The following is a 24,423-nucleotide window of genomic DNA, read 5'->3' as shown; positions in this document are numbered from 1 at the left end:
GTTTCGGTCCACGTGGTGAAGCGCTGCTCGTCGCGCGCCGCGAGTTCGGCTTGCAGGTTCGCGGCGGCCTTCGGTGCGTCGGCGGCGACCTGCACGATGCGGTCGATTTCGGCGAGCGTCGCGCTGGCGTGCGTCTGCGTTTGGGCGGAGATATCGCGCGCGGTTTGTGCTAACGCGTCGCAGATTGCCTGCTGACGGTTCGCAGTTTGCTCGCCAGTCTGCTGCCATTGTTCGTTGAGCTTCGCCGTCATCGCGCCGAGCGTCTCGGTCCACGTGGTGAAGCGCTGCTCGTCGCGCGCCGCGAGTTCGGCTTGCAGGTTCGCGGCGGCCTTCGGTGCGTCGGCGGCGACCTGCACGATGCGGTCGATTTCGGCGAGCGTCGCGCTGGCGTGCGTTTGCGTTTGCGCGGAGATATCGCGCGCGGTTTGCGCGAGCGCATCGCAGATTGCCTGCTGGCGATTCGCGGTTTGCTCGCCGGTCTGCTGCCATTGCTCGTTGAGCTTCGCGCTCGCCGCGCCCAGCGTGTCGGCCCATGCGGCCAGACGTTGCTCGTCGCGCGCGGCCAGGTCGGTCTGCAGGCTCGCCTGCGAGCGACCGACCGCCTCCAGCAGCGCCGCCGCATGCTGCTCGAAAGTCGCGGCGGCGCGTGCGAGTGCCTGTTCGTTGTACGTCGCGAGCCGGTCGCCCGCGCTTTGCTGCTGCGCCAGCGCGTCGCCCCACGCCTGCGACAGGCCACTCGCGGTCGTGTCGAGCCGCGCGGACACGCCGTCGAGCAACGCGGTCGAGCGCTGTTCGAACGCTTCGGCGACGCGTTCGAGCGACGTGCGCTGCTGCGCGGCCAACGCGTCGCTGGCCTGCCGATGTCCGGCGAGCGCGTCGTTGCAGATCGCGGCGACGTTCGCCGTGGTCGCCGCGAAGCCGCTCGACATACCGTCGAGCTGCCGTTGCACCGCCTCGTTCACCGAGCCGTGCAAGCTGGCGGTTTCGCGCGCGAGTCCGGCCAGCGTCGCCTGCACGACCGGCTGCAGCGCCTCGCCGGCGGCGCGCGCGCTGCCGGTCACGCTGTCCTTCAGCGATTGTTCGATCACGCCGGCCAGCCGCAGATACGCAGCTTCGGTGCGGCCGTAGAACGCGTCGAGACTCGCGAGCTGGCGCTCGTTCGACGCGGCGCTCTGCGCTTCGAGCGCGCTCATCATCGTTTGCAGACGGTCGACCAGCAGCGGCGTCGCGTCGGCCTGGCGCTGCAGCAGCCGGAAACTCTCTTCGCGCTGATGGCTCTGCGAATACACGCGCAGGCTCGTCGCGATCCGCACGTCGAGCTGCTGCGCGGCTTCGAGCCGTTCGCGGCGGCACAGCGCGGACAGCAGCCCGAGCATCGCCGACGTCGCGACACCCGCGATCGAGGTGCCGAACGCGAAGCCGAGTCCCTTGACCGGCGCGGCCAGCGATGCGCGGATCGCCTGCAGGTCGCTCGCGCTCTCCAGCGCGAGGCCGGTGCCGCGCAGCGTCATCACCATGCCGAGCAAGGTGCCGAGCATGCCGAGCAGCACCAGCAGGCCGACCAGATACGGCGTCAGCGCCGGTCCGGGCAAGCCGACGCGCTCGCCTTCGACGCGCAGCCGCACCGGATTGCGCAGGCTCGGATGCACAGCATCGAGAAACGCGGCGAGGTTCGGCGCCGACCCAGCCTGAGCGGGCTGCGCCGGTAACGCGGAGAGCGCGCCCGTCAACGTCGCGGTGGCCTGGCTGTAGCGGCGCAATTCGAGCGCGCCCGCCACGTAGAAGGCGCCGATCAGCAGCGTGACGGCAAACGCGAGCGGGTTGGAGACGGCATAACCGACGGCAATCCAGCACGCCGCGGCCAAGCCCGCGAGAAACACAACGAGGTCGATACGATATCTGGACATGGGGTCCCAGTTAGCAGGCGCGAAGAGCCGCGAGCAGCCCTTCGACCGGTTGAAAACGAACATCCAGCTCGGCCAGCAGAACGCTCTGCATGTCCTTGCGGAATACGTCGAGCCACGCATCGGGGGCGACCGGCGCGGTGTGTTGGGTGGCCGTTGTGGCCGTTGGTGGCGGTACTGCCGCGACGCGAGCGTGGGCCGGCGCTTCGGTGTGAGCCGGGGCTGGCCTCGGTTGCGCGGCTGCGGCTGCAACTGCGGTGGTTGCCACGGTTTGCGCTTCGGCCGCGGCGGACTGCCGTTGCATTGCGCTGGTGCCAACCGCGGCCGGCGCCGACTGCGGCTGCAACTGCGCGGCCTGCTGAGCACCGGCTTCGACGTCCGCCACCGGCTGCGGGCCTGGCGCCATCCCGGCATCGGCGGCATCGGCGCTTGCGCCGGTTTGCGCCGCAGTGTCGGCATCACCTTGCGTCACGGCATCAGCGTCGGCTTGCGCCGCCGCTTCGGCCTGAGCTTCAATCGCCGCCACCCGCCGTTTCTCCGCCTCCCGCAGACGCTCGAAGTGACCGCCGAGCAGACCCGGCACCGCGCCGAGCAAGGTCCGCTCGCGCTCGCCCAGCGCGCGCTCCATCACCGCATCCACGACCGCAAGCCGCGCGAGCGCCGGCGCCTGGGTCGCCAGCAGCGCGCGCAGCCGGCCGCGCAACGTGCCGATCGCCGTTTCCATCGACTGCTGAAGCGCCAGATAACGCTGACGAAACACCGCGTAGTCGGCCGGCGTGTCGACGGCCACGCGCGACGCGGCCATCGGCGCGCCCGGCGCGGAGAACGACGGCGAGCCGCGCCGCCGCGCGCCGGCGAACACGCTATCGCCGGCAATCGCGCTCACCAGCGAGCGGCGCACCCGCGTGCATTCGTCCTCCTCGGCGCGGCCGAACGCACGCGCGCCGCCGGCCACCGCGGGCGGTGCGCCGTTCAGCGCCGACGACAACGCGATCGCGTCGGTCCAGCCGAGCCATTGGCTCAGCCGGTCCGCGAGCGATTGCCGGGATTCGGCGACGTCGACCTCGGCAAGACGGGCGAGTAAACGAACGAGCGCGGGCCCGCTGAGGGCGCTGCGCTGAGGGGCTTGCGACATACCACCGGAAGCAAAAAAGTCAGCAGTTTACACGCTGGCGCGCGCCTGACCGAAGTCGTCCGCGCAGCAGTCCACGAACTCGCGCTTCCAACGCATGTTTGAAGACGCTGCTTCGCTCCATTCCGCCGTCCTTTCGCGCATTTCCCCGACATGGTTTTTTTGCCGATGGCGAAGCAGGCCAATCCCTGTATAAGATGAAAGTCAGCCCCTCGCCGCGAGCTGCAACACGGCGGAGCATCGAAGAAGTGAACATACGACCGCGAGGCGCACAGGGAGCATGAAATTCGATACGGTGGTGCTCGGCGCCGGCATTGTCGGTGTCTGCGTGGCCGTGCATCTGCAGAAACGCGGACGCGCGGTCGCGCTGATCGACCGTCAGCAGCCCGGCAACGAGACCTCGTTCGGCAACGCCGGGCTGATCCAGCGCGAAGGGGTCTACCCGTACGCGTTTCCGCGCGGGCTCGGCACGCTGTTGCGCTATGCGCGCAACCAGTCGCCCGACGTGCGCTACCACGCCGATGCGATGCTCGAAGTCGCGCCGTTCCTGTGGCGCTACTGGCGCAACTCGCATCCCGCGAAGCATGCTGAAATCGCGAAGTCATACGCGACGCTGATCGAACATTGCGTGAGCGAACATCGCGCGCTCGCCGCCGACGCGGGCGCGAGCGCGCTGCTGCGGCCGATCGGCTGGATCAAGGTGTTCCGCAGCGCCGCCGCGCGGGAAGCCGAAGTCCGACTCGCCGAGCAATGGCAGTGCGAATACGGCGTCGAATTCGAAACGCTCGACGCGCCGCGCCTGCAACAACTCGAACCCGACCTCGACAAGCGCCTGCAAGGCGGGCTGCGCTATCCGCAATCCGATTCGGTCAGCGATCCGAACGCGCTCGTCACCGCGTACGCGCGGTACTTCGAAACGCTCGGCGGGCGCTTTTTTCTCGGCGATGCCGACACGCTGCGCGAAGGCTGGCAGGTCGATACGCAGGACGGCACGGTCTCGGCCGCATCGGCGGTCGTCGCGCTCGGGCCGTGGTCGGAGCGCTTGAGCACGCGCTTCGGCTACCGGTTGCCGCTCGCGGTCAAACGCGGCTATCACATGCACTACGCGCCGCGCGCCGCGCGGCTCAATCATCCGGTGCTCGATGTCGAACACGGCTATGTGCTCGCGCCGATGGCGCGCGGCATCCGCCTGACCACCGGCGCGGAAATCGCGCGCATCGACGCGGCGAAAACGCCGGTGCAGCTCGACGCGGTCGAGCCGATCGCGCGCACGCTGTTCCCGCTCGGCGAGCGCCTCGACGCCGAGCCGTGGATGGGGCGTCGCCCGTGTACGCCGGACATGATGCCGATCATCGGACCGGCGACGCAACGCGCGGGCCTCTGGTTCGCGTTCGGTCACGCGCATCACGGCCTCACGCTCGGCCCGGTAACGGGACGGCTGATCGCCGAAATGATGACCGGCGAAACGACGCTGGTCGATCCGACGCCGTTCCGGGTCGAGCGGTTCTAAGCGCAAGCGCGCCGCACGACGATTGCCGCCCAACCACCCCGCTAGATCTCGCTGCGCTTGATCACCTGCAGCTCGGTGGTCGTGACGATCTTCTCGATCTTGAAGCGGTTGCTCACCAGCCACGAATTCGCAAAGTCCCGGTATTGCTCGAGATCCCGGCACGCGAGCCGAACCAGAAAATCGAAGGTCCCGCTGATCAGCCAGCAATCGAGTACGGCCTCGTTATTACGCATCTCGGCTTCGAACGGCCCCTGGGAGCGCGCATGATCCGCGAGCGCGATTTGCGCCAGCACGATGATCGAGCGCTCCACGCGCTGCGGCTTGATCACGGCCCGGTAGCCCGCAATCACGCCCAATGCTTCCAGACGACGCACCCGCTCCTGACACGGACGCGGCGTCAGATTCACCTGCTCGGACAGCTTCTGATACGAAATCCGTCCATCGACCTGCAGAATCTCGATGATCTTCTGATCTATCTTGTCGAGTTCCGGCTTTTTATCCATTCCTGTTCCTTCATCGATCGTTGACGCGTACGCACCTGGTGCAATCGCGCAGAGGATTCCGCTGCAGTCCGGCTGATTTTCGACCATAACCGCTCCGTGTGGAATCATGATTCGCCCGTAATATTCATCGAATCTCGCGCAAAATGACATCACGGCAAGCCACCCTCGTACCGCATGCCGCGCAGCAATCGCGCGGCGCAATGGCAGCCGCGCTGTGACTCACCTCTTCGTCCTCATCCGTACGCGATCCGCCACCCTGGCGGCCTGTGCGTCGGCTCCCGCAACGACTCGAACCTCGACATGCGAATCGAACGACACCCGCTTCTTACCGACAGCCTCGCGACGCAACGCGACATCGTCAGCTTTCACTATGGGGCTTCGGCATCCGGACTCAAAGCCTATCTGCAGACCGCGCTGCACGCGGACGAACTGCCGGGCATGCTGGTGCTTCATCATCTGCGCCCGATGCTCGCGCAGGCGGAACAGCGCGGCGAGATCCGTGGAGAAATCGTCGTCGTGCCGGTGGCGAATCCCGCCGGTTTGTCCCAGACCGTGCTGCATGGCCAACTCGGACGCTACGAGTTGCGCAGCGGCGAGAACTTCAACCGCGCCTACCCCGACTTCGCGACGCTGATCGGCGACCAGCTCGACGACCAGCTGGGCGACGACCCGCGACTGAACACCCGCCTGATTCGCGACGCGATGCGTCGCCACCTCGACGCGATCGCACCGACTACAGAACTCGAGTCGATGCGCCACACGCTGATCGCACTCGCGCACGATGCCGACGTCGTGTTCGATCTGCATTGCGACACGGAGTCGATTCCGCATCTGTACACCGAGGCGCCGAACCTGCCGCGAATCGAACCCCTCGCGCGCTATATGCAGGTTCCGCTCGTGCTCCTCGGCACCGGCGACAGCGGCCAGTGCTTCGACGAAAGTTGCTCGCAAACCTGGTGGCGTCTGGCCGACCGGTACCGCGACCGTTTCCCGATTCCGCCGTCATGCGACGCGGTGACGATCGAGCTTCGCGGCCAGGCCGACGTCGATCACGAACTTGCCCGCGTCGACGCGGACGCGATCTATCAGACACTGATCGGACGCGGACTGATCGACGGCACGCCGAAAGAAGCGCCGGCTCTGCAGTGCAAGGCGCTGCCGTACAGTCATGTCGCGTCGCCGGTCGCACCGTGCACGGGTGTCATCGCTTTCCTAAAAAAGCCCGGCGCGCGCGTCGAGGCCGGTGAGACGATTGCGCAGATCATCGATCCGCTTACGAGCGTGACAACGGACGTGAAGGCGAATGCGGGCGGCTTGCTGTTCGCCCGCAACACGCTGCGATTCGCGACGCGCGGGATGGTGCTTTGCCGGATCGCAGGAGACTCGCCGACCACGCCCTGAGTGCGTGATTCGCGATTGCGAAGTTCTGCGCAACCGGCACGTCCCGCGCTGTGAAGCAGGCACGGCGCGAGCGTATTGAAGCGATCCGCGCTGAAGAAACCCGCGCGAAACGCGCGGCTACTTGTACGTGCCGGACAGAAACTGCGCGAGCCTGCCGCTGCGCGGTTTCGACAGAACCTCGGCGGGGTCCCCACGCTCCTCGACAAGGCCCTGGTGAACGAACAGTACCTGGTTCGACACCTCTCGGGCAAACGCCATTTCATGCGTCACCACCACCATCGTGCGGCCCTCTTCCGCGAGCGAGCGCATCACGCGTAGCACCTCGCCGACGAGTTCGGGATCGAGCGCCGAGGTCGGTTCGTCGAACAGCATCACCTCCGGCTCCATCGCGAGCGCCCTTGCGATGGCAACGCGCTGCTGCTGGCCGCCCGACAGATGCGACGGATAAGCGTTTTCGAAGCGCTCCAGACCGACGCGCGCAAGATACCGTCGCGCGCGATCCACGGCCTCGTCGCGCGACACGCCCAGTACATGGACCGGCGCCTTGGTCACGTTCTCCAGCACCGTCATGTGAACCCACAGATTGAAATGCTGGAACACCATCGCGAGCCGAGAACGTAGCCGCTGAAGCTGCTTGCGGTCTGCCAGACGCATCGAGCCCGTTTTCGGATCCGCGACGAGCGCGACCTCTTCTCCGTCGAGCGCGATACTGCCGGCGCTCGGCGATTCGAGCAGATTCAGGCAGCGTAAAAAAGTGCTTTTCCCCGAGCCCGACGAACCGATGATGCTGATGACGTCGCCCGCTCGCGCATCGAGACTCACGCCTTTCAGCACCTCGTCCACGCCGTAGCGCTTGTGAATGTCGCGCGCCTGCAGTTTGATCGGCGCGGTGGCCGGCCGCGGGTCCAGACCTGGAAGGTCGAGCAGATTCATTCGTTGATCCCAAGCGGAAGAATTCATAGTGAGGGTTTGGCCACCATCGAAGGCGCGGCGGGCCTGAGAAACGCGAGCCATTTTCTTTCCGCCTGCCGGAACGCATACAGCAGAAGAAACGTGCACGTCATGTAGAACAGCGCGGCCACGAAGAACGGATAGAACAGCGAATAGGTACTCGCGTAGATAGCCCGCGCGACGCCGGTGATATCGAGCAAGGTGATCGTGCTGGCCAGCGAGGTCGCGTGCAAGAGAAACACCATTTCGTTGCTATATGCGGGAACCGTTCTGCGCAGCGCGCCGGGTAGCACGATCCTGAAGACGATCTTTGCGAACGACATGCCGCGCGCTTCGGCCGCGACGATCTCGCCGCGCGGATAGCTCAGCAGCGCGCCTTTCAGAACCTGCATCGAGTAGGCCGCCGTATTGAGCGCGAAGCCGATCACCGCGCAGAAAAGCGCATTGCGGAACATCAGCCAGAACGGATTGCCGTCGGCCCAGCCGTTCTGCACGACCTCGAATTGCGACAGACCGTAGTAGATCAGCATCAATTGCAGGTAGAGCGGCGTGCCGCGAAAGAAGTACCCGAAGAGCGCAATGGGTTGCGCGACGTATCGCAGGCCATAGACCTGCAACAGCGCGCAAGCCGACGCGAGTACAAGCCCCGGAATGGCAGCCAGCAGAAACAGCCGTGCCGTCACGACGAGTCCGGTCTGATCGAAACCGTTCGACCAGAGAAAAGTGCCGAGGTCCTGAAGAAAGTCGCTCGCGTTCATATCAGATCCGCCGTCCTTCGAGTTCGTAGCGCTTTTGCAGGCTGCGCACACAGCCGCCCGACAATGTGGTGATGGCCAGATAGGCGAGGCAGACGAGCAGATAAAACAGAAAAGGCTTTTGCGTCGCGCGGCCCGCCTGCTCCGCGACCCATGCCATGTCCTGCAGGCCGAGAATCGACACCAGCGCCGAGGCTTTCATCAGCCCGAGCCAGTTGTTGTTCGCGCTCGGCAGCGCGAACGGAATCATTCGCGGCAATAGAATGAAGCGGAAGGTTTGCCATCCGGACATTCCGTACGCCATCCCCGCTTCCAGTTCGCCGCGCGGCACGGCGAGAAATGCGCCGCGAAACGTCTCCGTGAAGTACGCGCCATAAACGAAGCCGATCGTCACTACACCGGCCGCAAACTTGTTGAAATCGATCTGTGGGCCGCCCAATGCGCCCACCACGATATTGGTGATGCGCTCGCCGCCGTAAAACAGGAACAGCATCATCACCAGTTCGGGCACGCCGCGGATCGCCGTCGTATAGGCAACGGACAACGCACGCAGCCAGCCGCTGCCGAACAGCTTGACGAGCGCATTGGCCAGCCCGAATACAACCGCTAGCAGCAGCGAAGCCAGCGCGACTTCGAGGGACAGCCACGCGCCGTGCAACAGCGTCGGAAGATAGTCTTGCACCATGAGTCAGGTTCCCGGTTCAGTGGCGGGGCACGGCAATCGGCGCGGCAATCGACGCTGGTATCGCAAGTGTCGCGAGTATCTCAATCGATGCGCAGGCACACGCCGATCACGACCCGTAGATATCGAACGCGAAGTACTTCTTGCGCACGGCGTCGTACTTACCGTTCGCGCGGATGTTCGCAATCGATTTGTTGATGGCGTCGCGCAATTTCAGGTTGCCCTTCTGCACGGCAATCGCCACGCGCGAATCCGCGTTTTCCACCGCCGGTCCGACGAACTGGAAATTCTTGCCGCGCGGCGTGTGCAGAACACTCGCCTGCGCCTGGATATCGTCCTGCAGCGCGGCATCCATCCGTCCCGACAGCAGATCCAGATACACGCTCTCCTGGTTCGCGTAGGAGAGAATCCTCACGCCGTGCGACGCGATCAGTGCGTCGAATTTGTTCTGATTCAATGCGGCGATCGCACTTTCGAACGGCTGCACCACGAACACGCATTTCACCTTCATGCCTTCGCAGATCGCAGTCGCGATATCCGGATCGAATCCGACAATCGTGCCGGCCGGCGACAGTTCGTCGAACGGCGGGTAGCCGCCGTCGACGCCCCAGCGCAGCTCCTTGATCGCGGCGCTATCCGCCGCATGCACAACATTCGTGACGCCCAGCGACGCCACCGCCGCGAGCAGCGTGGCTGCCATGACCGCTTTCATGTCGGATCCTTCGGTTTGACTGGAGAGGTGCGATTAAACGCGCCGTATTAGAAGCGCAGCATTAGAAACGCGGCATTAGAAGCGCAGCGACAGGCAGGTCAGCCCGCCGTCCATCTTGCGGAACTCGCTCGTGTCAAGCTGGATGAGCGGCAGGCCGAGCGATTCGAGTCGCTTCAACGTGAGCGGATAGCCTTGCGGCGTGATCAGCGTGTCGTTGATCCACAGCGTGTTGCCTGCGTACTCTTCTTCGGCGTCGACCACGATGCGCTCGAAATCGCGAAACGCTTCGTGGTCCGCGAGCGCTTCGTTGAGCAGCAGCACGTTATTGCCGATATAGTTGACGACAGACTTCAGATGAAGACCGCCGGCGACTTCGATCGCATCGACCGTATAGCCGTGCGGTGCGACGATATCCGTAAAGGCGCGAATGCCGGCGGCGTCGGTGCGTCCCGACACACCGATGAAAAAGCGCTTGTCGACCATCAGCACATCGCCACCGTCCATGTTGCCGGCCGCCAGCGGACGGAGTTCCCGGAACGCTGCCAGCGCTGGCGCGATCGTGTCCGTTTCTCCGCGTCGTGCCGGTGCGCCCGGACGCGTGATGACCGCCAGTTCGGGCATCACGACCGCGGTGTCTTCGACGAAGTGCGAATCGGGAAATTCGCTCTGTGCCGGCAACTCGGCGAGCTTCAGACCCAGATCACGCAACGCCGCGCAATACGCATCGAATTGGCTCAAGGTCTTTTCGTAATCGGGCGCGCCGAGCTGCGCAGTCGTGAGGCCGCTCGCACACGAAGCGGCGGGACGCCGGACAATCGCTTGACTGAAGTGCATGAAGGTATCTCAGTGAGGGACCAGGTCCCGGTTTCGATAGCCCGGATGTCGAACAGCCCGGGGGGTCGATAAATTATTGAGCATCAAATTTGATCAATTGCGTCGAACTTCGCATCGGACGCAGCGGAATGCGTTGAATGCGAGGGAGCATGCAGCGCATTCCGCTGAACGTCGGGTGGTATCGAGGAGACTGGGTCAGGTCGAGGGGGCGTGATACGCGGCGCGACTCACGCGAGTCTCTGGTTGCGCCGGTCATTCGATCAATGCGGAAGAACCATGCGGCATGCGCACGGCAGCGGAATCCGCCGGGTCTGCGTGGTCTAGATCTTGTGCGTCGACAGCAGAATGCTGGTTTCCGTACTCGCGATTCCATCGATCAGACGAATCGCACCCAGCACCCGATCGAAGTTCTCCAGCGAGTCCGCCCGCAACTCCGCGATCAGGTCCCAGCGTCCATTCGTGCTGTGGATCGTCGCAACGCTGGGGTGTCCTCTGAGTATCCTGAGCACGTCGGCCGCGCGGTTTCCCTCGACCGCTATCGACATCAGCGCGCGAATCCGATGCGCTTCCGCCACCGGCTTTAGCCTCACCGTATAGCCCATGATCACGCCGCCCTGCTCGAGACGCGTGAGCCGGTTCTGCACCGTCGCGCGCGCGACCCGCAGATGCTTCGCGAGCGTCACGACGGACATTCGCGCGTCGTCGCGCAGTAAAGCGATCAGTTGCCTGTCGATATCGTCGAGATCGATCATTATTGTGTGCCTGGTCGATGCCAGTTCCGGCCACTGCGAGAACGCATGGTTCACACAGAAGCGCGCTACTGTACAAAATGCTTATCGGGTGCGCTCATCTTGACATCGCCAATCGAAAAACTGCAACGTTTGTCGTCTTTTTTTTGGCACGTGTGCAAGGAATAATCTCGCTATCGCTCCGCAGCAGGAGCCCGCATCAATAACGGAGACATCATCATGACCCGCTTCCTCGACGTGCCCGCCACCTATCGACTCGTCGCCGATATCGGCGTGCCGCGCTTTCTCGACCAGCTCGCGCAAACCATTCGCGACGACTATCTGCGCTGGAGCGATTTCGACAAATCGCCGCGCGTCGCATGCCACTCGCAATTCGGCGTGATCGAATTGATGCCGGTCGCCGATGCGAAACTGTTTGCTTTCAAATACGTGAATGGACATCCGATCAACGCCGGGCGCGGCATGCATACCGTGATGGCGTTTGGCGCGCTGGCTTCGGTGGATACCGGTTATCCGCTGCTTCTTTCCGAACTCACGCTGACCACCGCGTTGCGCACGGCGGCGACCTCCGTGCTCGCGGCCAAGGCATTGGCGCGGCCCGACTCGCGAAGCATGGCGCTGATCGGCAACGGCGCGCAAAGTGAATTCCAGGCGATCGCCTTTCATACGCTACTGGGTATCGACGAGATTCGCTTATTCGACGTCGACAGCCGCGCCACCGACAAACTCATTCGCAATCTCGCCGCATGGCCGCAATTGCGCATCGTTCGTGCGACATCGACCGCACAGGCGGTCCGCGGCGCCGATATCGTCACGACGGTCACCGCCGACAAGGCATACGCGACGATCATCACACCGGACATGATCGAACCCGGCATGCATCTGAACGCGGTGGGCGGCGACTGTCCGGGCAAAACCGAACTGCATGCGGACGTGCTGAACATGAGTCGCGTGATCGTCGAGTACGAACCGCAAACCCGCATCGAAGGCGAGATCCAGCAGTTGCCCGCCGACTCGGCGGTGATCGAACTGTGGCGCGTGTTGAGCGGCGAAATCGCGGGACGGGAAAGTGCCCAACAGGTCACCGTATTCGACTCGGTCGGCTTCGCGCTCGAAGACTATTCGGCGCTTCGCTATTTGCATGCGCTTGCGCAGGAGCACAATGTCGGCATCGACGTCGCGCTGATCCCGGCGACCTCCGATCCGAAGGACCTGTTCGGCGAACTCGCGACAGCCGCGAGCGGCGCCGCGCAGGCCGACACCGCACTGGCGTCGGCCTGAGAACCGTCGCGAGCCAACACATCACCCGCCCTCACTTCCACCATCGAAATCCATGAGCCTTCTGTCGATTCAGGCACCGTCCGCCGTCGTGATGATCCGGCCGCATCGTTTTCACCCCAACCCGGAGACGGCGACCGACAACGCGTTTCAACGCACGGGCGAATCGGGCGACGAACGGGAAGCGCAGTCGCTCGCGGCCGCGGCACACGACGAAGTGACCGCCGCGGCCGCGGCGCTGGAAGCGGCCGGCGTGCGCGTTCATGTGTTCGAAGACGACGGCACCCGCAACACGCCCGATTCGGTGTTCCCGAACAACTGGTTCTCGACGCATCCCGGCGGGCACGTCGCGCTCTATCCGATGTACTGCGTGAACCGTCGACGCGAGCGCAGAGCGGATGTGATCGACATGCTGAAGGTGCAGTACCGTGTGCAGGACGTGATCGACTATTCGGGACTCGAGTACGACGGCGTCTTTCTGGAAGGTACCGGCGCGATGGTGCTCGATCACATCGCGCGCATTGCCTACACCGCGCGCTCGTACCGCGCGGATCCGCTGGCGCTCGAACGGTTCTGCACGCACTTCAACTTCGAGCCCGTGTGCTTCGAGACCGCCGACGCGGCGGGCCGCGCGGTGTACCACACCAACGTCATGATGAGCGTCGCGACTGAGTTCGCGCTGATCGGGCTCGATCTGATCGTCAATGAACGTCGCCGTGCGGAAGTGCGGGGACGTCTGCTGGAAAGCGGCCGCACCGTGATCGATCTGGATTCCTCACAGATCGATAACTTCGCCGCGAACGCGCTCGAACTCTCCGGTCGCGATGGCCGCGTACTTGCGCTTTCCGAGCGCGCCGCATCCTGTCTGAGCACGCGCCAGAAAGATTTGATCGAACGCTCCGCGCAACTGCTGCCGTTGCGCGTGCCGACAATCGAAATGGCTGGCGGATCGGTGCGCTGCATGCTGGCGGGCATCCATCTGTCGCCCAGACAGGCTTGAGAGGTCTGAGCGGCACCCGCAGCAATCTGTAAGCGGAAAAGAAACAAAACCTCGGTCCGACGGGGCGACCGCGTGGGCGAATTGCCCATTTCTGGCCTCGCCCCAGATGACTCTGAGGCCCGGCAGATACGCCGATAAGTACCATTTCTGCCTTGTGTTGGCCACAAACCACGTTTCTCCAAGTTCTTCGACTTGCTGCCAAGTAGTGCCATTCATCGCCCCATCCCCGCCTTTCTCCTTATAAATCCTCTACACCCCGAACCGCCCCGGACACCTTTCCACAAAATATTGATTGAGAACGCTTCTCAATTACTAAGTATTTGCATAGAATGCAGCCCGCAAACACTTTGTAAGAAACATGGAATGTCGGGGTAAGGAGACTGACACCCGACCTGACGTCCTGAACCAGACGGGGAAGAATATGAAGTTGCGGTCCGACGATCCGAAGCTCGGCAAAATCAGCACGACACTGTGCGGCGTACTGGCTGCCGGCCCTGCCTTCGCGCAAGGCACCCACACCGCCGCGCCGCCCGACCGCGAAGGTCAGCTCGCGCCGATCACGGTGGAGGGCCAGTCGGACGACGGCTTCAAGGTCGATCACTCCGCCTCGATGAAATTCACCGCACCGCTCGTCGATACGCCGAAGTCGGTCACCGTGATCCCGCAGGAACTGATCCGCAGCACCGGCGCGTCGACGCTGACCGAGGCGCTGCGCACCGTGCCGGGCATCACTTTCGGTGCCGGCGAAGGCGGCAACCCGCTTGGCGACCGGCCGTTCATTCGCGGCTACGACGCTCAGGGCAGCACCTTCGTCGACGGCATGCGCGACGTCGGCGCAACCACGCGCGAAGTGTTCAACATCGAGAACATCGAAGTCACGAAGGGCTCGGACGGCGCGTTCGGCGGCCGCGGCGGCGCGGGCGGCAGCATCAACCTGATTACGAAAACCCCGCATCTGGGCAACTCCGCCGACGGCAGCGCCGGCTTCGGTACCGACCGCTACCGCCGCTTTACCGCAGACGGCAACTGGCAGATGGCCGATCACGCCGCGTTCCGCCTGAACGTGATGAGCCACAACAACGACGTGGCCGGCCGCGACGCGGTCAACAACGAACGCTGGGGCATCGCGCCGTCGTTCACGTACGGTCTCGGCACGCCGACCCGCGTCACCGCCAGCTACTACCACCTGCAGACCGACGACCTGCCCGATAGCGGTATTCCGTACTACTACACGACGAGCAACAAGCCGGCGAACGTCGACACGATCTATCCGGCGGCGGTGGATCGCCACAACTTCTACGGCCTGATCGACCGCGATTTCCGCAAGACCACCTCGGACGTCGCCACCGTGCGCGTCGAGCACGACATCAACAGCGATCTGACGATCCGCAACACCACGCGCTACACGAAGTCGACCCAGGATTACATCTGGACCCAGCCCGACGACAGCCAGGGCAACGTCGTCAATGGCATGGTGTGGCGCCGCGCGAATACGCGTGCGAGCAACGTCTACAGCCTCGCGAACCAGACCGAGCTGTTCGGCGAGTTCAAGACCGGCTTCCTGAAGCACAGCTTCACGACCGGCATCGAACTGTCGCGCGAAACCAGCGTCAACGATTCGTACACGGTGGCGGCCGCGACCGGCGCGATCTGCCGGACCAACGGCATCGGCGCGTCGTCGGGCTATAACTGCACGAGTCTGTGGACGCCGAATCCGGGCGATCCGTGGGCCGGCTCGGTCCGCCAGACCAACGACCCGAGCGAGCAGCGCACCACCACCAAGTCGATCTACGCGTTCGATACGATCGAGCTGACCAGACGCTGGCAGGCCAACGTTGGCCTGCGCGTCGACGACTACTCGACCGATTTCCGCAACACCGTCTCCAACGGCGCGGGCCGCGTATCGCGCGACGATACGTTGTTCAACTACCAGTTCGGTCTGGTGTTCAAGCCGGCCTCGAACGGCAGCGTCTATGCGTCGATCGCGACCTCGTCGACGCCGGCCGGCTCGCTGCTCGGTCAGGGCAGCGAAACGCAGTCGTTGACGGCCGGGCGTGGTGGCGTCGGTCTGAACGCCGCCGACCTGTCGCCGGAAAAGAACCGCAGCATCGAACTCGGCACCAAGTGGGACGTGCTCGACAACAAGCTCTCGCTGACTGGCGCCGTGTTCCAGATCGACACCACCAATGCGCGCGTCACGCTGCCGGACAACAGCTACGCGATGGTCGGCAGCAAGCGCGTGCAGGGTTTCGAATTCGGCGTGGCCGGCCAGCTGACTCCCAAGTGGCAGGTGTTCGGCGGCTACACGTATCTGAAGAGCGAACTGCGCGACAACGGCAAGACCACCGCGGATAACGGCAACCAGTTCCCGAATACGCCGAAGAACAGCATCAGCCTGTGGACCAACTACCAGGTGCTGCCGAAGTTCACGATCGGCGGCGGCGCGTTCTATATGTCGCAGGTCTACGGCGATACCGCGAATCTGCGTGCGGTGCCCTCGTACTGGCGCTTCGACGGCATGGCGACGTACCGCGTGAACAAGCACCTCGATTTCCAGCTGAACGTGCAGAACATTTTCAACCGCACGTATTACGACCAGGCATATGCGTCGCACTACGCGTCGATCGCGCCGGGACGCTCGGCTTTCCTGACGCTTAACGCGCACTATTGATGCAACCCGCGACGAAGAGCGTCTCCGTAAAGGCGCTCGCCAACGTGTCGCGCGACGAGTTCGCCGCGATTCTCGCCGGCCCGCCCGAACGGGCGGCCGCGTGGGTCGCGGCGGCCGCGCATAACGGCATCGTCGAAGCGCAGGCGGTGTACGGCCAGTATCTGCTCGACGGGCACGGCACCGAGCGCGACGTCGACGCGGCGTTCGTCTGGTTCCGACACGCGGCGCGCCGCGATCATCCGATGGCGATGAACATGCTCGGCCGCTGCTATGAGCATGGCTGGGGCACCGCCCCTTGCGCACCGGTCGCGGTCTACTGGTATCGGCTCGCCGCGCGCGCCGGGCTCGACTGGGGCATGTACAACTACGCGTCGGCGCTCGCGCTCGGCAACGGTATCGAGTGCGATCGTGCGGAAGCGCTGGTGTGGTTCCGGCGCGCGGCCGACCTCGGGCACGCGAAATCGCTGAACTTTATCGGCAGCTTTTACGAGGATGGCTGGAGCGTCGAAGCCGATGCGGAGGTTGCGCTCGGCTATTACCGGCGTGCGGCCGAAGGCGGCGATTTTCGTGGCCAGTTCAATTACGCGCGACTGCTCGCGGAGCGCGGCGAGATTGGTGAAGCGCTGCAATGGCTGCAGAGGGTGCCGCGCACGGCGACCGCCGCATTCATAGCGAAGATGCGCGGCTGGCTGGCGGCATCGCCCGTCAACGCGTTTCGGGCGCTGGAGCGCAGTCTCGCCGAGAACCCGCCGCCGCTGCAACAGCTTGCTACACGCCCCGCCGCCGCGATGAATTTCACGCAGGAATCCCACTCATGATGCTGCATCTGCCCGCCGTGCTCAGCAAACCGCAGGTCGCGCAATGCCGCGACGTGCTCGACGCGGCGCAATGGGTCGACGGCAATGCGACGTCCGGTCAGCAAGCCGCGCAGGCCAAGCGCAATCAGCAACTGCCCGAAGGATCGCCGGCCGCGCGTGCGATCGGCGATGCGATTCAGGACGCGCTCGGCCGCAACGCGCGCTTCTTTTCCGCCGCGCTGCCGCTGAAAGTGTTCCCGCCGCTGTTTAACCGCTATGCGGGCGGCGACGGCTTCCGCACCCACGTCGACAACGCGATTCGCCAACTGCGCGGCACGGACTTCCGGATTCGCAGCGACCTGTCCGCGACGCTCTTTCTCGCCGAGCCCGACACGTACGACGGCGGCGAACTCTGCATCGAAGATACTTACGGCGTGCATCGCGCGAAACTGCCGGCGGGCGACATGGTGCTCTACCCTGCTTCGAGCCTGCATCACGTGAGTCCGGTTACGCGTGGCGTACGGGTTGCGTCGGTCTTCTGGATTCAGAGCATGGTGCGCGACGACGGCCAACGCACGACGCTATTCCAGCTCGACAACGACGTGCAGACGCTCGCGGCGGAACGCGGTTCGAACGACGCTACGGTCGTGAGTCTCACCGGGATCTATCACAATCTGCTACGTCGCTGGGCCGATGCCTGAGCGGCCCTCCCCTGCACGCCACCACTACGCGAACCGCGGCACAAACCACCGCAACAAACAGAAACGCCGCGAAGCAAGCGCTTCGCGGCGTTTCTTTATGCAGGCAACCCGCCTTCGATCAAGCCGTCACCACAGCCCGTCGCGGCGACACCGCCGACACCGCAAAGCTCACGATGATATTCGCGACCAGCGCGATCAGCCCGATATACAGCGGATAGTTCTCGTGGCCGAAATGCAGCCCATACACCGGCTTGAGTCCTTGCGAAATCGCGAGACCCGTGCCGAGCACGATACCGACCAGCCAGCCGAGGAACAGGCCCGGCGTATTGAGCCGGCGCGTGTACAGCGAGAACACGATGGCCGGGAAAATCTGCAGAATCCACACGCCGCCGAGCAGTTGCAGATCGATCGCGTACTGCGTCGGCAGGAACACGATGAACAGCAGCGCGCCGAACTTGACGACCAGCGAAACGATCTTCGCATTGGCCGCTTCCGCTTGCGGCGTGATGTTCGGCGACACCAGCGGACGCCACAGATTGCGCGTGAACAGATTCGCCGCACCGATCGACATGATCGCGGCCGGCACCAGCGCGCTGATCGCAATCGCGGCGGCCGCGAAACCGACGAACCACGACGGGAACAGCGTGCCGAACAGCGCGGGCACCACATCGCTAGCCGACTTCACGTTCACGCCCGCGGCGATCGCCATATAGCCGAGCAGCGCGATCAGGCCAAGCAGCACCGTATAGGCCGGCAGGAAGATCGCGTTCTTGCGCACCGTCTTCTGCGACGCCGACGACAGCACCGCCGTCATCGTATGCGGATACATGAACGCGGCGAGCGCCGAGCCGAGCGCGAGCGATGCGAACGCGGTGTATTGCGTCGGCTTCAGCAGAATGCCGGTCGCGCCGCCCTTCGCCTGGAAGTGCGCGTCGGCCATGTCGAACACGTGACCGTAGCCGCCGAGCTTCACCGGAATCAGCCACACCGCCGCGATCACGACGATATAGATCATGATGTCCTTGACGAACGCGATCATCGCCGGCGCGCGCAGGCCGCTCGCATACGTGTACAGCGCGAGAATCACGAACGCGACGATCAACGGCAGTTCGCCGGTCACGCCGAGCCCCTTGATCACGACCTGCATGCCGACCAGTTGCAGCGCGATGTACGGCATTGTCGCGACGATCCCGGTCAGCGCGACGGCCGCCGGAAACCACTTGCCGCCGTATTCGCCGTGCACGTAGTCGGCCGCGGTGATGTGGTTTTTCGCGTGCGCGACTTTCCACAGTTTCGGCATCACCGCGAACACGAACGGATAAACGATGATCGTGTACGGCAGCGCGAAGAAGCCATACGCGCCGACCGAATAGACCAGCGCCGGCACCGCGATCACCGTGTAAGCCGTGTAGAAATCGCCACCGACGAGAAACCACGAAATGATCGTGCCGAATTGACGGCCGCCCAGGCCCCACTCATGCAGTTGCGTGAGATCGCCGCGTTTCCAGCGTGCCGCGAAAAAGCCGATCACGGTCACGAGTACGAAGAACGCGATGAAGACCGACATCGCGACCGGGTTGACAGGATTCAGTTCGTTCATTTGATACCTCGATACACGATGTAAATCAGCAGCGAGGTCAACGGCACCCACAGAAACTGATACCAGTAGAAGAACGGAAAGCCCGCGAGCGACGGATGCGTGTCGTTATAGAACGGCAGCCACAGCAGCGCGATATACGGAATCAGCAGAATCAGCCAGCGCCACGAACGGCCGGCGGAGGGGGAGGTCTCCACGAACATCTCCTTGTCTATTATCGACATCGCGCGTCGCGGCTCGCGGCCGGCATGCGATGGTCCGGTTGCCTGGGCTCAGGCGAAAAACGCGGGAACAGCGGGCGTCGTGAGAAAAAATCGCCACGACGAACACGCGCGCCAAGCCCCGCGAAGCGGGGTATGCCGCGGGCATGTAGTATTCGCCTTCACGAGCGCGCCCACAAGCGCGCAACTACGTATGCCCTCTACGTAATACTACGCAGCCCGACTACGCAGCCCACCGGCCGCTTTTCCGACGATGAAACTCAAAGCAAAGATTGTGCTGCTCGCGATCGTGCCTTTTCTGGCGGCGATCGCCAGCATCGAAATAGGCGTGCGCCGCGAAGCCACGGCGCTCGCCGAACGGCAGCACGCGACCACCCAGGCCGCGTATATGGCGAGCAAGCAGCTCGAACTCAAACATTACGTCGAGCTTGCAACGAGCGCGATCGCGCCGCTCTACGAAGCCGGCCGCGACAATGCCCGCGACGACGCATTGCTGCGCCTGCGCGCGCTCGACGTGCTCGAGAAAATGGATTTCGGCAAGGACGGCTACTTCTTCGTCTACGACCTGCACGGCCGCGCGCTGATGCATCCGCGCGAACCCGAACTGGTCGGCCACGACCTCTGGTCGCTGCGCGACAGCCAGGGCGTACCGACGATCCAGCAGCTACTCGCCACCGCCGCGCACGGCGGCGGCTACGTGCGCTACCAGTGGCACCGGCCGTCGACCGGCAAGATCGCGTCGAAACTCGGCTACGTGGTGCCGCTCGAACGCTGGGGCTGGATGCTCGGCACCGGCATCTATCTCGACGACGTCGACACGGCGCTCGCGCATATCGACGCCGAGGCCGCCGCCAATATCGATCGCACGGTGAAGTGGATCGACGCGATCGCGCTGGCCGGCCTCGCGGTGATCGCGCTGTGCGCGCTGGTGCTAAACGTCACCGAATATCGCAGCGCCGACGCGAAACTGAAGCGGCTCGCGCGGCAGGTGGTCGAGTCGCAGGAACACGAACGCGCGCGGCTCTCGCGTGAGTTGCACGACGGCATCAGCCAGATGATGGTGTCGGTGAAACTGCTGCTCGAATCGGCGCTCGCGCGGCTCGAACGCGGCGACGCGCGCGAACCGGCCGCGGAAGCCGCGCTGTCCACCGGTCTCACGCGGCTCGGCGACACGCTACGCGAAGTGCGGCGCATTTCTCACGCGCTGCGTCCGTCGATGCTCGACGACCTCGGCGTCGCCGCCGCGCTCGAACAACTAACGCGCGAACTCGGCACCGAATCCGGCATCAGGATCGGCTTCACGCAGATCGCGCACACGCATGCGGCGACGTTGCCCGATGCGGTCAACACCGTGCTGTTTCGCATCGCCCAGGAAGCACTGACGAACATCGTGCGGCATGCGCAGGCGTCGAGCGCGGCGCTCGCGCTCGACGTCTCGCACGACGCCGTCACGCTGACGATCTCCGACAACGGCCGCGGCTTCGACGTGAGCGAGGCGTTCGTCGGCCGTCGCGCGGGCATCGGTCTGCGCAACATGCGCGAGCGGCTCGAAGCGCTCGGCGGCACGCTGTCGCTGAGTTCGCAAGCGGGCCATACCGTCGTCACCGCGCGCGTGCCGCTGCGTGGCACTGCCGAAACCGCCGTCGCATCCCTGCAGGAAGCCCAGTCATGAATCACCCCACTCCCTCCGTCGCGCGGCTGCTGCTCGTCGACGATCACCCGCTGGTACGCGACGGTTTGCGCGCGCGCCTCGAAGCGGTGCGTCATTTCGAAGTGGTCGGCGAAGCCGGCAACGCGCAGGAAGCCCTCGCGCTCGCCGAACAGCAAACGCCGCATCTCGCGCTGATGGACATCGGCATGAACGGGATGAACGGCATCGCGCTCGCGAATCTGTTTCATGAGCGCTTTCCGGCGATCCGTGTGCTGATGCTGTCGATGCACGACAACCTCGAATACGTGACTCAGGCGGTGCGCGCGGGCGCGAGCGGTTACGTGCTGAAGGATTCGCCGGCGCTCGACATCATCCAGGCGATCGGCGCGGTGCTCGACGGCAAGACGTATTTCAGCGCGGAACTGAGCGCACGGCTGATTCAGGCGTCGGCGACGCAATCGCCGGTCGAACGTTTGACACCGCGCGAACGCGATATTCTCGATGCACTCGCCGACGGTCTGTCGAGCAAGCAGATCGCGCAGCGCAACGATCTGTCGGTGCGGACCGTGGAGACACATCGCCTGAATCTGAAGCGCAAGCTCGATATCGAAGGTCAGGCGGAGTTGATCAAGTTCGCGGTCGAGTATCGGCGCACGCGCCGCTAAACCTTCGCACAGCGGTGCGAAGCGCGGTTCAACCTGTGGAGCGGCTTCGGCATGAAACGCTTTTCCCCACTCCGTCTCGCCGCCTGGCTGCTCTGCATGGGCACACTGCACGCGCACGCCGAGCCGGCGCGCGTCAATCGCGGCCACGATCCGTTCATGCCGATTTCGCACGCGATCGCCGACTGCCCGACTCCGCTCGGCCCGTTCGAGACCGACAAGGAATGGCTCGACGACAGCCATTACCGGATCGAACGCGGCAATAGCTGCTGGATCGAAGGCCGCTGCCGGCTGCCGAATGCATACCTGTACGACACGGAAATCGCCGACAGCGTGCAACGCCGACTCGCGAACCTGAACGTCGCGACCCACTGGCGCGAACAGACGACGCTCTGGCTCACGCTGCAACGCCGCTTTATCTACGTGGAAGGCTGCGTCGCGCCCGGCTTCGACAGGAAGACGTTTCTCTCCGAGCTCGCGAAAACGGCGGACGTCGAGCGCGTGATCGACAACACGGTTAGCGATCCGCATGCCGCGCAACTGCCGTACCGGACCCAGGCGAATCCTGACAAGCCGGTGCGCGAACCGGGCAATTGAGGTCGCGGCGGACATGGTGTGCATGGCAGGCTATATCGACAAACGTCGATAGCAACGCAGAAATCGTTCTTTTGGCCTCGCCGATGTCGTTGCTAACATCGGCGACCCAATCCAACGGTTCGCACAACAATGACAACGCATCGAGCACGCCGCCCCGAGATTCCCACTTTTCGTCTTGCGCTGATCGGCGCCGCTGTCGCGAGCCTCGTCACGCTCGCTGCGTGCGGCGACGACCATCCGCCCGCCGCCGCGCAGACCGCCACGGCCGCGCCCGCTTCCACGCCGGCCGTTAGCCAGAAGCGCCCGAACATCCTGTACATCATGGCCGACGATCTCGGCTATTCCGACATTCACGCGTTCGGCGGCGAAATCAACACGCCCAATCTCGATGCGCTCGTGCAATCGGGCCGCATCCTGACGAACCATCACACCGGCACCGTCTGCGCGATCACGCGCTCGATGCTGATCTCCGGCACCGACCACCATCTGGTCGGCGAAGGCACGATGGGCGTGCCGACCGACGAACGCAAAGGACTACCAGGCTACGAAGGCTATCTGAACGACCGCGCGCTGTCGGTCGCGCAGTTGCTGAAAGACGGCGGCTATCACACCTATATGGCCGGCAAGTGGCACATCGGCTCGGGCATCGTCGGCAGCACGACGGGCGGCGGACAGACACCGGACCAATGGGGCTTCGAGCACAGCTATGCGCTGCTCGGCGGCGCCGCGACCAATCACTTCGCGCACGAACTGGCCGGCTCGCAGAACTACACGGAAGACGGCAAGTACGTGCAGCCGGGTCAGCCTGGCCAACCCGGCGGCACCGGCGGCAGCCCCGCGGTGTTCTATTCGACCGACTTCTACACGCAGCGGCTGATCTCGTACATCGATTCGAACAAGGGCGACGGCAAGCCGTTCTTCGCGTACGCGGCCTATACATCGCCGCATTGGCCGCTGCAGGTGCCCGATCCCTATCTGCACAATTACGTCGGTAAATACGATGCCGGCTACGATGCGATCCGCGACGCGCGCATCGCACGGCAGAAAGCGCTCGGCATCATTCCTCAGGACTTCGTACCGTATGGCGGCGCGTCGGAAACGCTGGCCGCGAGTCCGGCCACCGCGAACAACGGCACCGTCAACGCGAAATACGTGAGCGCCGTGCATAGCGCCACGCAAGGCTACACCGACTACGGTCCCGGCTACGTGAACAAGAAGTGGGACAGCCTCTCGCCCGCCGAGAAGAAAGCGCAGGCGCGCTACATGGAAATCTACGCGGGCATGGTCGAAAACCTCGATCACAACATCGGCCTGCTGATCCAGCATCTAAAGGATATCGGCGAATACGACAACACCTTCATCATGTTCCAGTCGGATAACGGCGCCGAAGGCTGGCCGATCGATTCCGGCGCGGACCCGACCGCAACCGACACCGCGAACGCGACCGAGCCGACCTATTCGCAACTCGGCACCGACAACGGCAAGCAGAATGCGCAGCGCCTGCAGTACGGCTTGCGCTGGGCCGAAGTCAGCGCGACGCCGTTCCGCCTGACCAAGGGCTATTCGGGTGAAGGCGGCGTGTCGACGCCGTTGATCGTGCATCTGCCGGGGCAAACCTCGCAGAAGCCGACGCTGCGCGAATTTACGCACGTGACCGACAACACCGCGACGTTCCTCGCGGTCGCGCAGATCGCGCCGCCCACCACGCCCGCGCCCGCACTGATCAACACGCTGACCGGCGTCGATCAGAACAAGGGCAAGGTGGTCTACAACAACCGCTACGTGTATCCGGTCACCGGTCAATCGCTGTTGCCGCTGCTGAACGATCAGAGCACGACGGCCGTGCACACCGCGTCGTTCGGCGACGAAGCATATGGGCGCGGTTATCTGCGCAGCGCCGACGGCCGCTGGAAGGCGCTGTGGACCGAGCCGCCGCTCGGCCCTGTCGACGGACACTGGCAGCTGTACGACATGAGCGCCGATCGCGGCGAAACGCAGGACGTGTCCACACAAAACCCGTCGATCATCGACGGCCTCGTGCAGCAGTGGAACAACTACATGACGAGCGTCGGCGGCGTCGAGCCATTGCGTCCGCGCGGTTACTATTGAGCGTGC

General features: G+C 64.3%; 21 protein-coding genes and 2 pseudogenes. 11 read left to right on the top strand and 12 right to left on the bottom strand.

Features of this window, described 5'->3' with window-relative positions; translation table 11 throughout:
• The 3 genes and pseudogenes from HHL14_RS33345 to HHL14_RS34015 all read right to left on the bottom strand — a co-directional run.
• Positions 1 to 1,907 (bottom strand): DUF802 domain-containing protein (locus HHL14_RS33345; protein WP_230413222.1); only part of this gene is annotated, 1,907 nt, incomplete at its 3' end.
• 10 nt (positions 1,908 to 1,917) lie between these two features.
• A pseudogene (locus tag HHL14_RS34020) lies at positions 1,918 to 2,043 on the bottom strand (DUF3348 family protein); the annotation flags it as partial.
• 321 nt (positions 2,044 to 2,364) lie between these two features.
• A pseudogene (locus tag HHL14_RS34015) lies at positions 2,365 to 3,039 on the bottom strand (DUF3348 domain-containing protein); the annotation flags it as partial.
• Between the two features lie 277 nt (positions 3,040 to 3,316).
• Here HHL14_RS34015 and HHL14_RS26930 point away from each other — a divergent pair.
• A complete protein-coding gene (locus HHL14_RS26930; protein WP_169500635.1) occupies positions 3,317 to 4,546 on the top strand; it encodes an NAD(P)/FAD-dependent oxidoreductase in 1,230 nt (409 codons plus the stop codon).
• A gap of 41 nt (positions 4,547 to 4,587) precedes the next feature.
• Here the strand turns inward: HHL14_RS26930 and HHL14_RS26925 are convergent, their stop codons facing one another.
• Positions 4,588 to 5,049, bottom strand: coding sequence for an Lrp/AsnC family transcriptional regulator (locus HHL14_RS26925; RefSeq protein WP_169500634.1), 462 nt, complete (start codon positions 5,047 to 5,049; stop codon positions 4,588 to 4,590).
• A gap of 300 nt (positions 5,050 to 5,349) precedes the next feature.
• On the opposite strand from HHL14_RS26925, the gene HHL14_RS26920 reads away from it, so the two are divergent.
• Positions 5,350 to 6,450, top strand: a complete 1,101-nt coding sequence (locus HHL14_RS26920) for a succinylglutamate desuccinylase/aspartoacylase family protein (RefSeq protein WP_169500633.1) — start codon at positions 5,350 to 5,352, stop codon at positions 6,448 to 6,450.
• A 117-nt stretch (positions 6,451 to 6,567) separates the two neighbouring features.
• Here HHL14_RS26920 and HHL14_RS26915 read toward each other — a convergent pair whose 3' ends face one another.
• The 6 genes from HHL14_RS26915 to HHL14_RS26890 all read right to left on the bottom strand — a co-directional run bounded on the left by HHL14_RS26915 (position 6,568) and on the right by HHL14_RS26890 (position 11,136).
• Positions 6,568 to 7,383 carry an ABC transporter ATP-binding protein gene (locus HHL14_RS26915; RefSeq protein WP_206002532.1) on the bottom strand — a complete coding sequence of 272 codons (816 nt, stop codon included), beginning with the start codon at positions 7,381 to 7,383 and terminating at the stop codon, positions 6,568 to 6,570.
• A gap of 23 nt (positions 7,384 to 7,406) precedes the next feature.
• The gene (locus tag HHL14_RS26910; protein WP_169500631.1) at positions 7,407 to 8,159 is read right to left on the bottom strand and encodes an ABC transporter permease; all 753 of its coding nucleotides are present in this window, start codon (positions 8,157 to 8,159) and stop codon (positions 7,407 to 7,409) included.
• Between the two features lies 1 nt (position 8,160).
• The gene (locus HHL14_RS26905) at positions 8,161 to 8,841 is read right to left on the bottom strand and encodes an ABC transporter permease (RefSeq protein ID WP_169500630.1); all 681 of its coding nucleotides are present in this window, start codon (positions 8,839 to 8,841) and stop codon (positions 8,161 to 8,163) included.
• A gap of 106 nt (positions 8,842 to 8,947) precedes the next feature.
• On the bottom strand, positions 8,948 to 9,550 hold the full coding sequence (locus HHL14_RS26900; RefSeq protein WP_169500629.1) for a transporter substrate-binding domain-containing protein: 603 nt from the start codon (positions 9,548 to 9,550) through the stop codon (positions 8,948 to 8,950).
• A 75-nt stretch (positions 9,551 to 9,625) separates the two neighbouring features.
• Complete coding sequence (locus tag HHL14_RS26895) at positions 9,626 to 10,384, bottom strand: dimethylarginine dimethylaminohydrolase family protein (protein WP_169500628.1); 759 nt, start codon at positions 10,382 to 10,384, stop codon at positions 9,626 to 9,628.
• A 320-nt stretch (positions 10,385 to 10,704) separates the two neighbouring features.
• Positions 10,705 to 11,136 (bottom strand): Lrp/AsnC family transcriptional regulator, encoded by a 432-nt coding sequence (locus HHL14_RS26890; RefSeq protein ID WP_169500627.1) that lies wholly within the window; start codon positions 11,134 to 11,136, stop codon positions 10,705 to 10,707.
• Between the two features lie 216 nt (positions 11,137 to 11,352).
• On the opposite strand from HHL14_RS26890, the gene HHL14_RS26885 reads away from it, so the two are divergent.
• The 5 genes from HHL14_RS26885 (at position 11,353) to HHL14_RS26865 (ending at position 17,580) form a co-directional block, all read left to right on the top strand.
• Positions 11,353 to 12,414 carry an ornithine cyclodeaminase gene (locus tag HHL14_RS26885; RefSeq protein ID WP_169500626.1) on the top strand — a complete coding sequence of 354 codons (1,062 nt, stop codon included), beginning with the start codon at positions 11,353 to 11,355 and terminating at the stop codon, positions 12,412 to 12,414.
• Between the two features lie 52 nt (positions 12,415 to 12,466).
• On the top strand, positions 12,467 to 13,411 hold the full coding sequence (gene ctlX / locus HHL14_RS26880) for a citrulline utilization hydrolase CtlX (RefSeq protein ID WP_169500625.1): 945 nt from the start codon (positions 12,467 to 12,469) through the stop codon (positions 13,409 to 13,411).
• 421 nt (positions 13,412 to 13,832) lie between these two features.
• Positions 13,833 to 16,082, top strand: coding sequence for a TonB-dependent receptor (locus HHL14_RS26875; RefSeq protein WP_169500624.1), 2,250 nt, complete (start codon positions 13,833 to 13,835; stop codon positions 16,080 to 16,082).
• Entirely contained in the window at positions 16,082 to 16,900 is an 819-nt protein-coding gene (locus HHL14_RS26870) for a tetratricopeptide repeat protein (protein WP_169500623.1), read from the top strand. The genes HHL14_RS26875 and HHL14_RS26870 overlap by 1 nt, the downstream gene beginning before the upstream one ends.
• Positions 16,897 to 17,580: a Fe2+-dependent dioxygenase gene (locus HHL14_RS26865; protein WP_169500622.1), complete on the top strand. Its 684-nt coding sequence runs from the start codon at positions 16,897 to 16,899 to the stop codon at positions 17,578 to 17,580. The genes HHL14_RS26870 and HHL14_RS26865 overlap by 4 nt, the downstream gene beginning before the upstream one ends.
• Before the next feature lie 118 nt (positions 17,581 to 17,698).
• Here the strand turns inward: HHL14_RS26865 and mctP are convergent, their stop codons facing one another.
• Together mctP and HHL14_RS26855 are read right to left on the bottom strand one after the other, a co-directional pair.
• Positions 17,699 to 19,180 (bottom strand): monocarboxylate uptake permease MctP, encoded by a 1,482-nt coding sequence (gene mctP, locus HHL14_RS26860; protein ID WP_169500621.1) that lies wholly within the window; start codon positions 19,178 to 19,180, stop codon positions 17,699 to 17,701.
• Positions 19,177 to 19,374 (bottom strand): DUF3311 domain-containing protein, encoded by a 198-nt coding sequence (locus HHL14_RS26855; protein ID WP_169500620.1) that lies wholly within the window; start codon positions 19,372 to 19,374, stop codon positions 19,177 to 19,179. The genes mctP and HHL14_RS26855 overlap by 4 nt, the downstream gene beginning before the upstream one ends.
• Positions 19,375 to 19,651: 277 nt before the next feature.
• On the opposite strand from HHL14_RS26855, the gene HHL14_RS26850 reads away from it, so the two are divergent.
• The 4 genes from HHL14_RS26850 (at position 19,652) to HHL14_RS26835 (ending at position 24,417) form a co-directional block, all read left to right on the top strand.
• Positions 19,652 to 21,070: a cache domain-containing protein gene (locus HHL14_RS26850; protein WP_169500619.1), complete on the top strand. Its 1,419-nt coding sequence runs from the start codon at positions 19,652 to 19,654 to the stop codon at positions 21,068 to 21,070.
• The gene (locus HHL14_RS26845) at positions 21,067 to 21,714 is read left to right on the top strand and encodes a response regulator (protein WP_169500618.1); all 648 of its coding nucleotides are present in this window, start codon (positions 21,067 to 21,069) and stop codon (positions 21,712 to 21,714) included. The genes HHL14_RS26850 and HHL14_RS26845 overlap by 4 nt, the downstream gene beginning before the upstream one ends.
• 51 nt (positions 21,715 to 21,765) lie before the next feature.
• Positions 21,766 to 22,308 (top strand): hypothetical protein, encoded by a 543-nt coding sequence (locus HHL14_RS26840; protein WP_169500617.1) that lies wholly within the window; start codon positions 21,766 to 21,768, stop codon positions 22,306 to 22,308.
• A gap of 129 nt (positions 22,309 to 22,437) precedes the next feature.
• On the top strand, positions 22,438 to 24,417 hold the full coding sequence (locus tag HHL14_RS26835) for an arylsulfatase (protein ID WP_169500616.1): 1,980 nt from the start codon (positions 22,438 to 22,440) through the stop codon (positions 24,415 to 24,417).
• Positions 24,418 to 24,423: the final 6 nt, after the last annotated feature.

Source organism: Paraburkholderia antibiotica (assembly GCF_012927125.1).
GTDB lineage: Bacteria > Pseudomonadota > Gammaproteobacteria > Burkholderiales > Burkholderiaceae > Paraburkholderia > Paraburkholderia antibiotica.
Note: the sequence above shows the minus strand (reverse complement) of the source record. Positions and strands in the feature narration are given on the sequence as shown.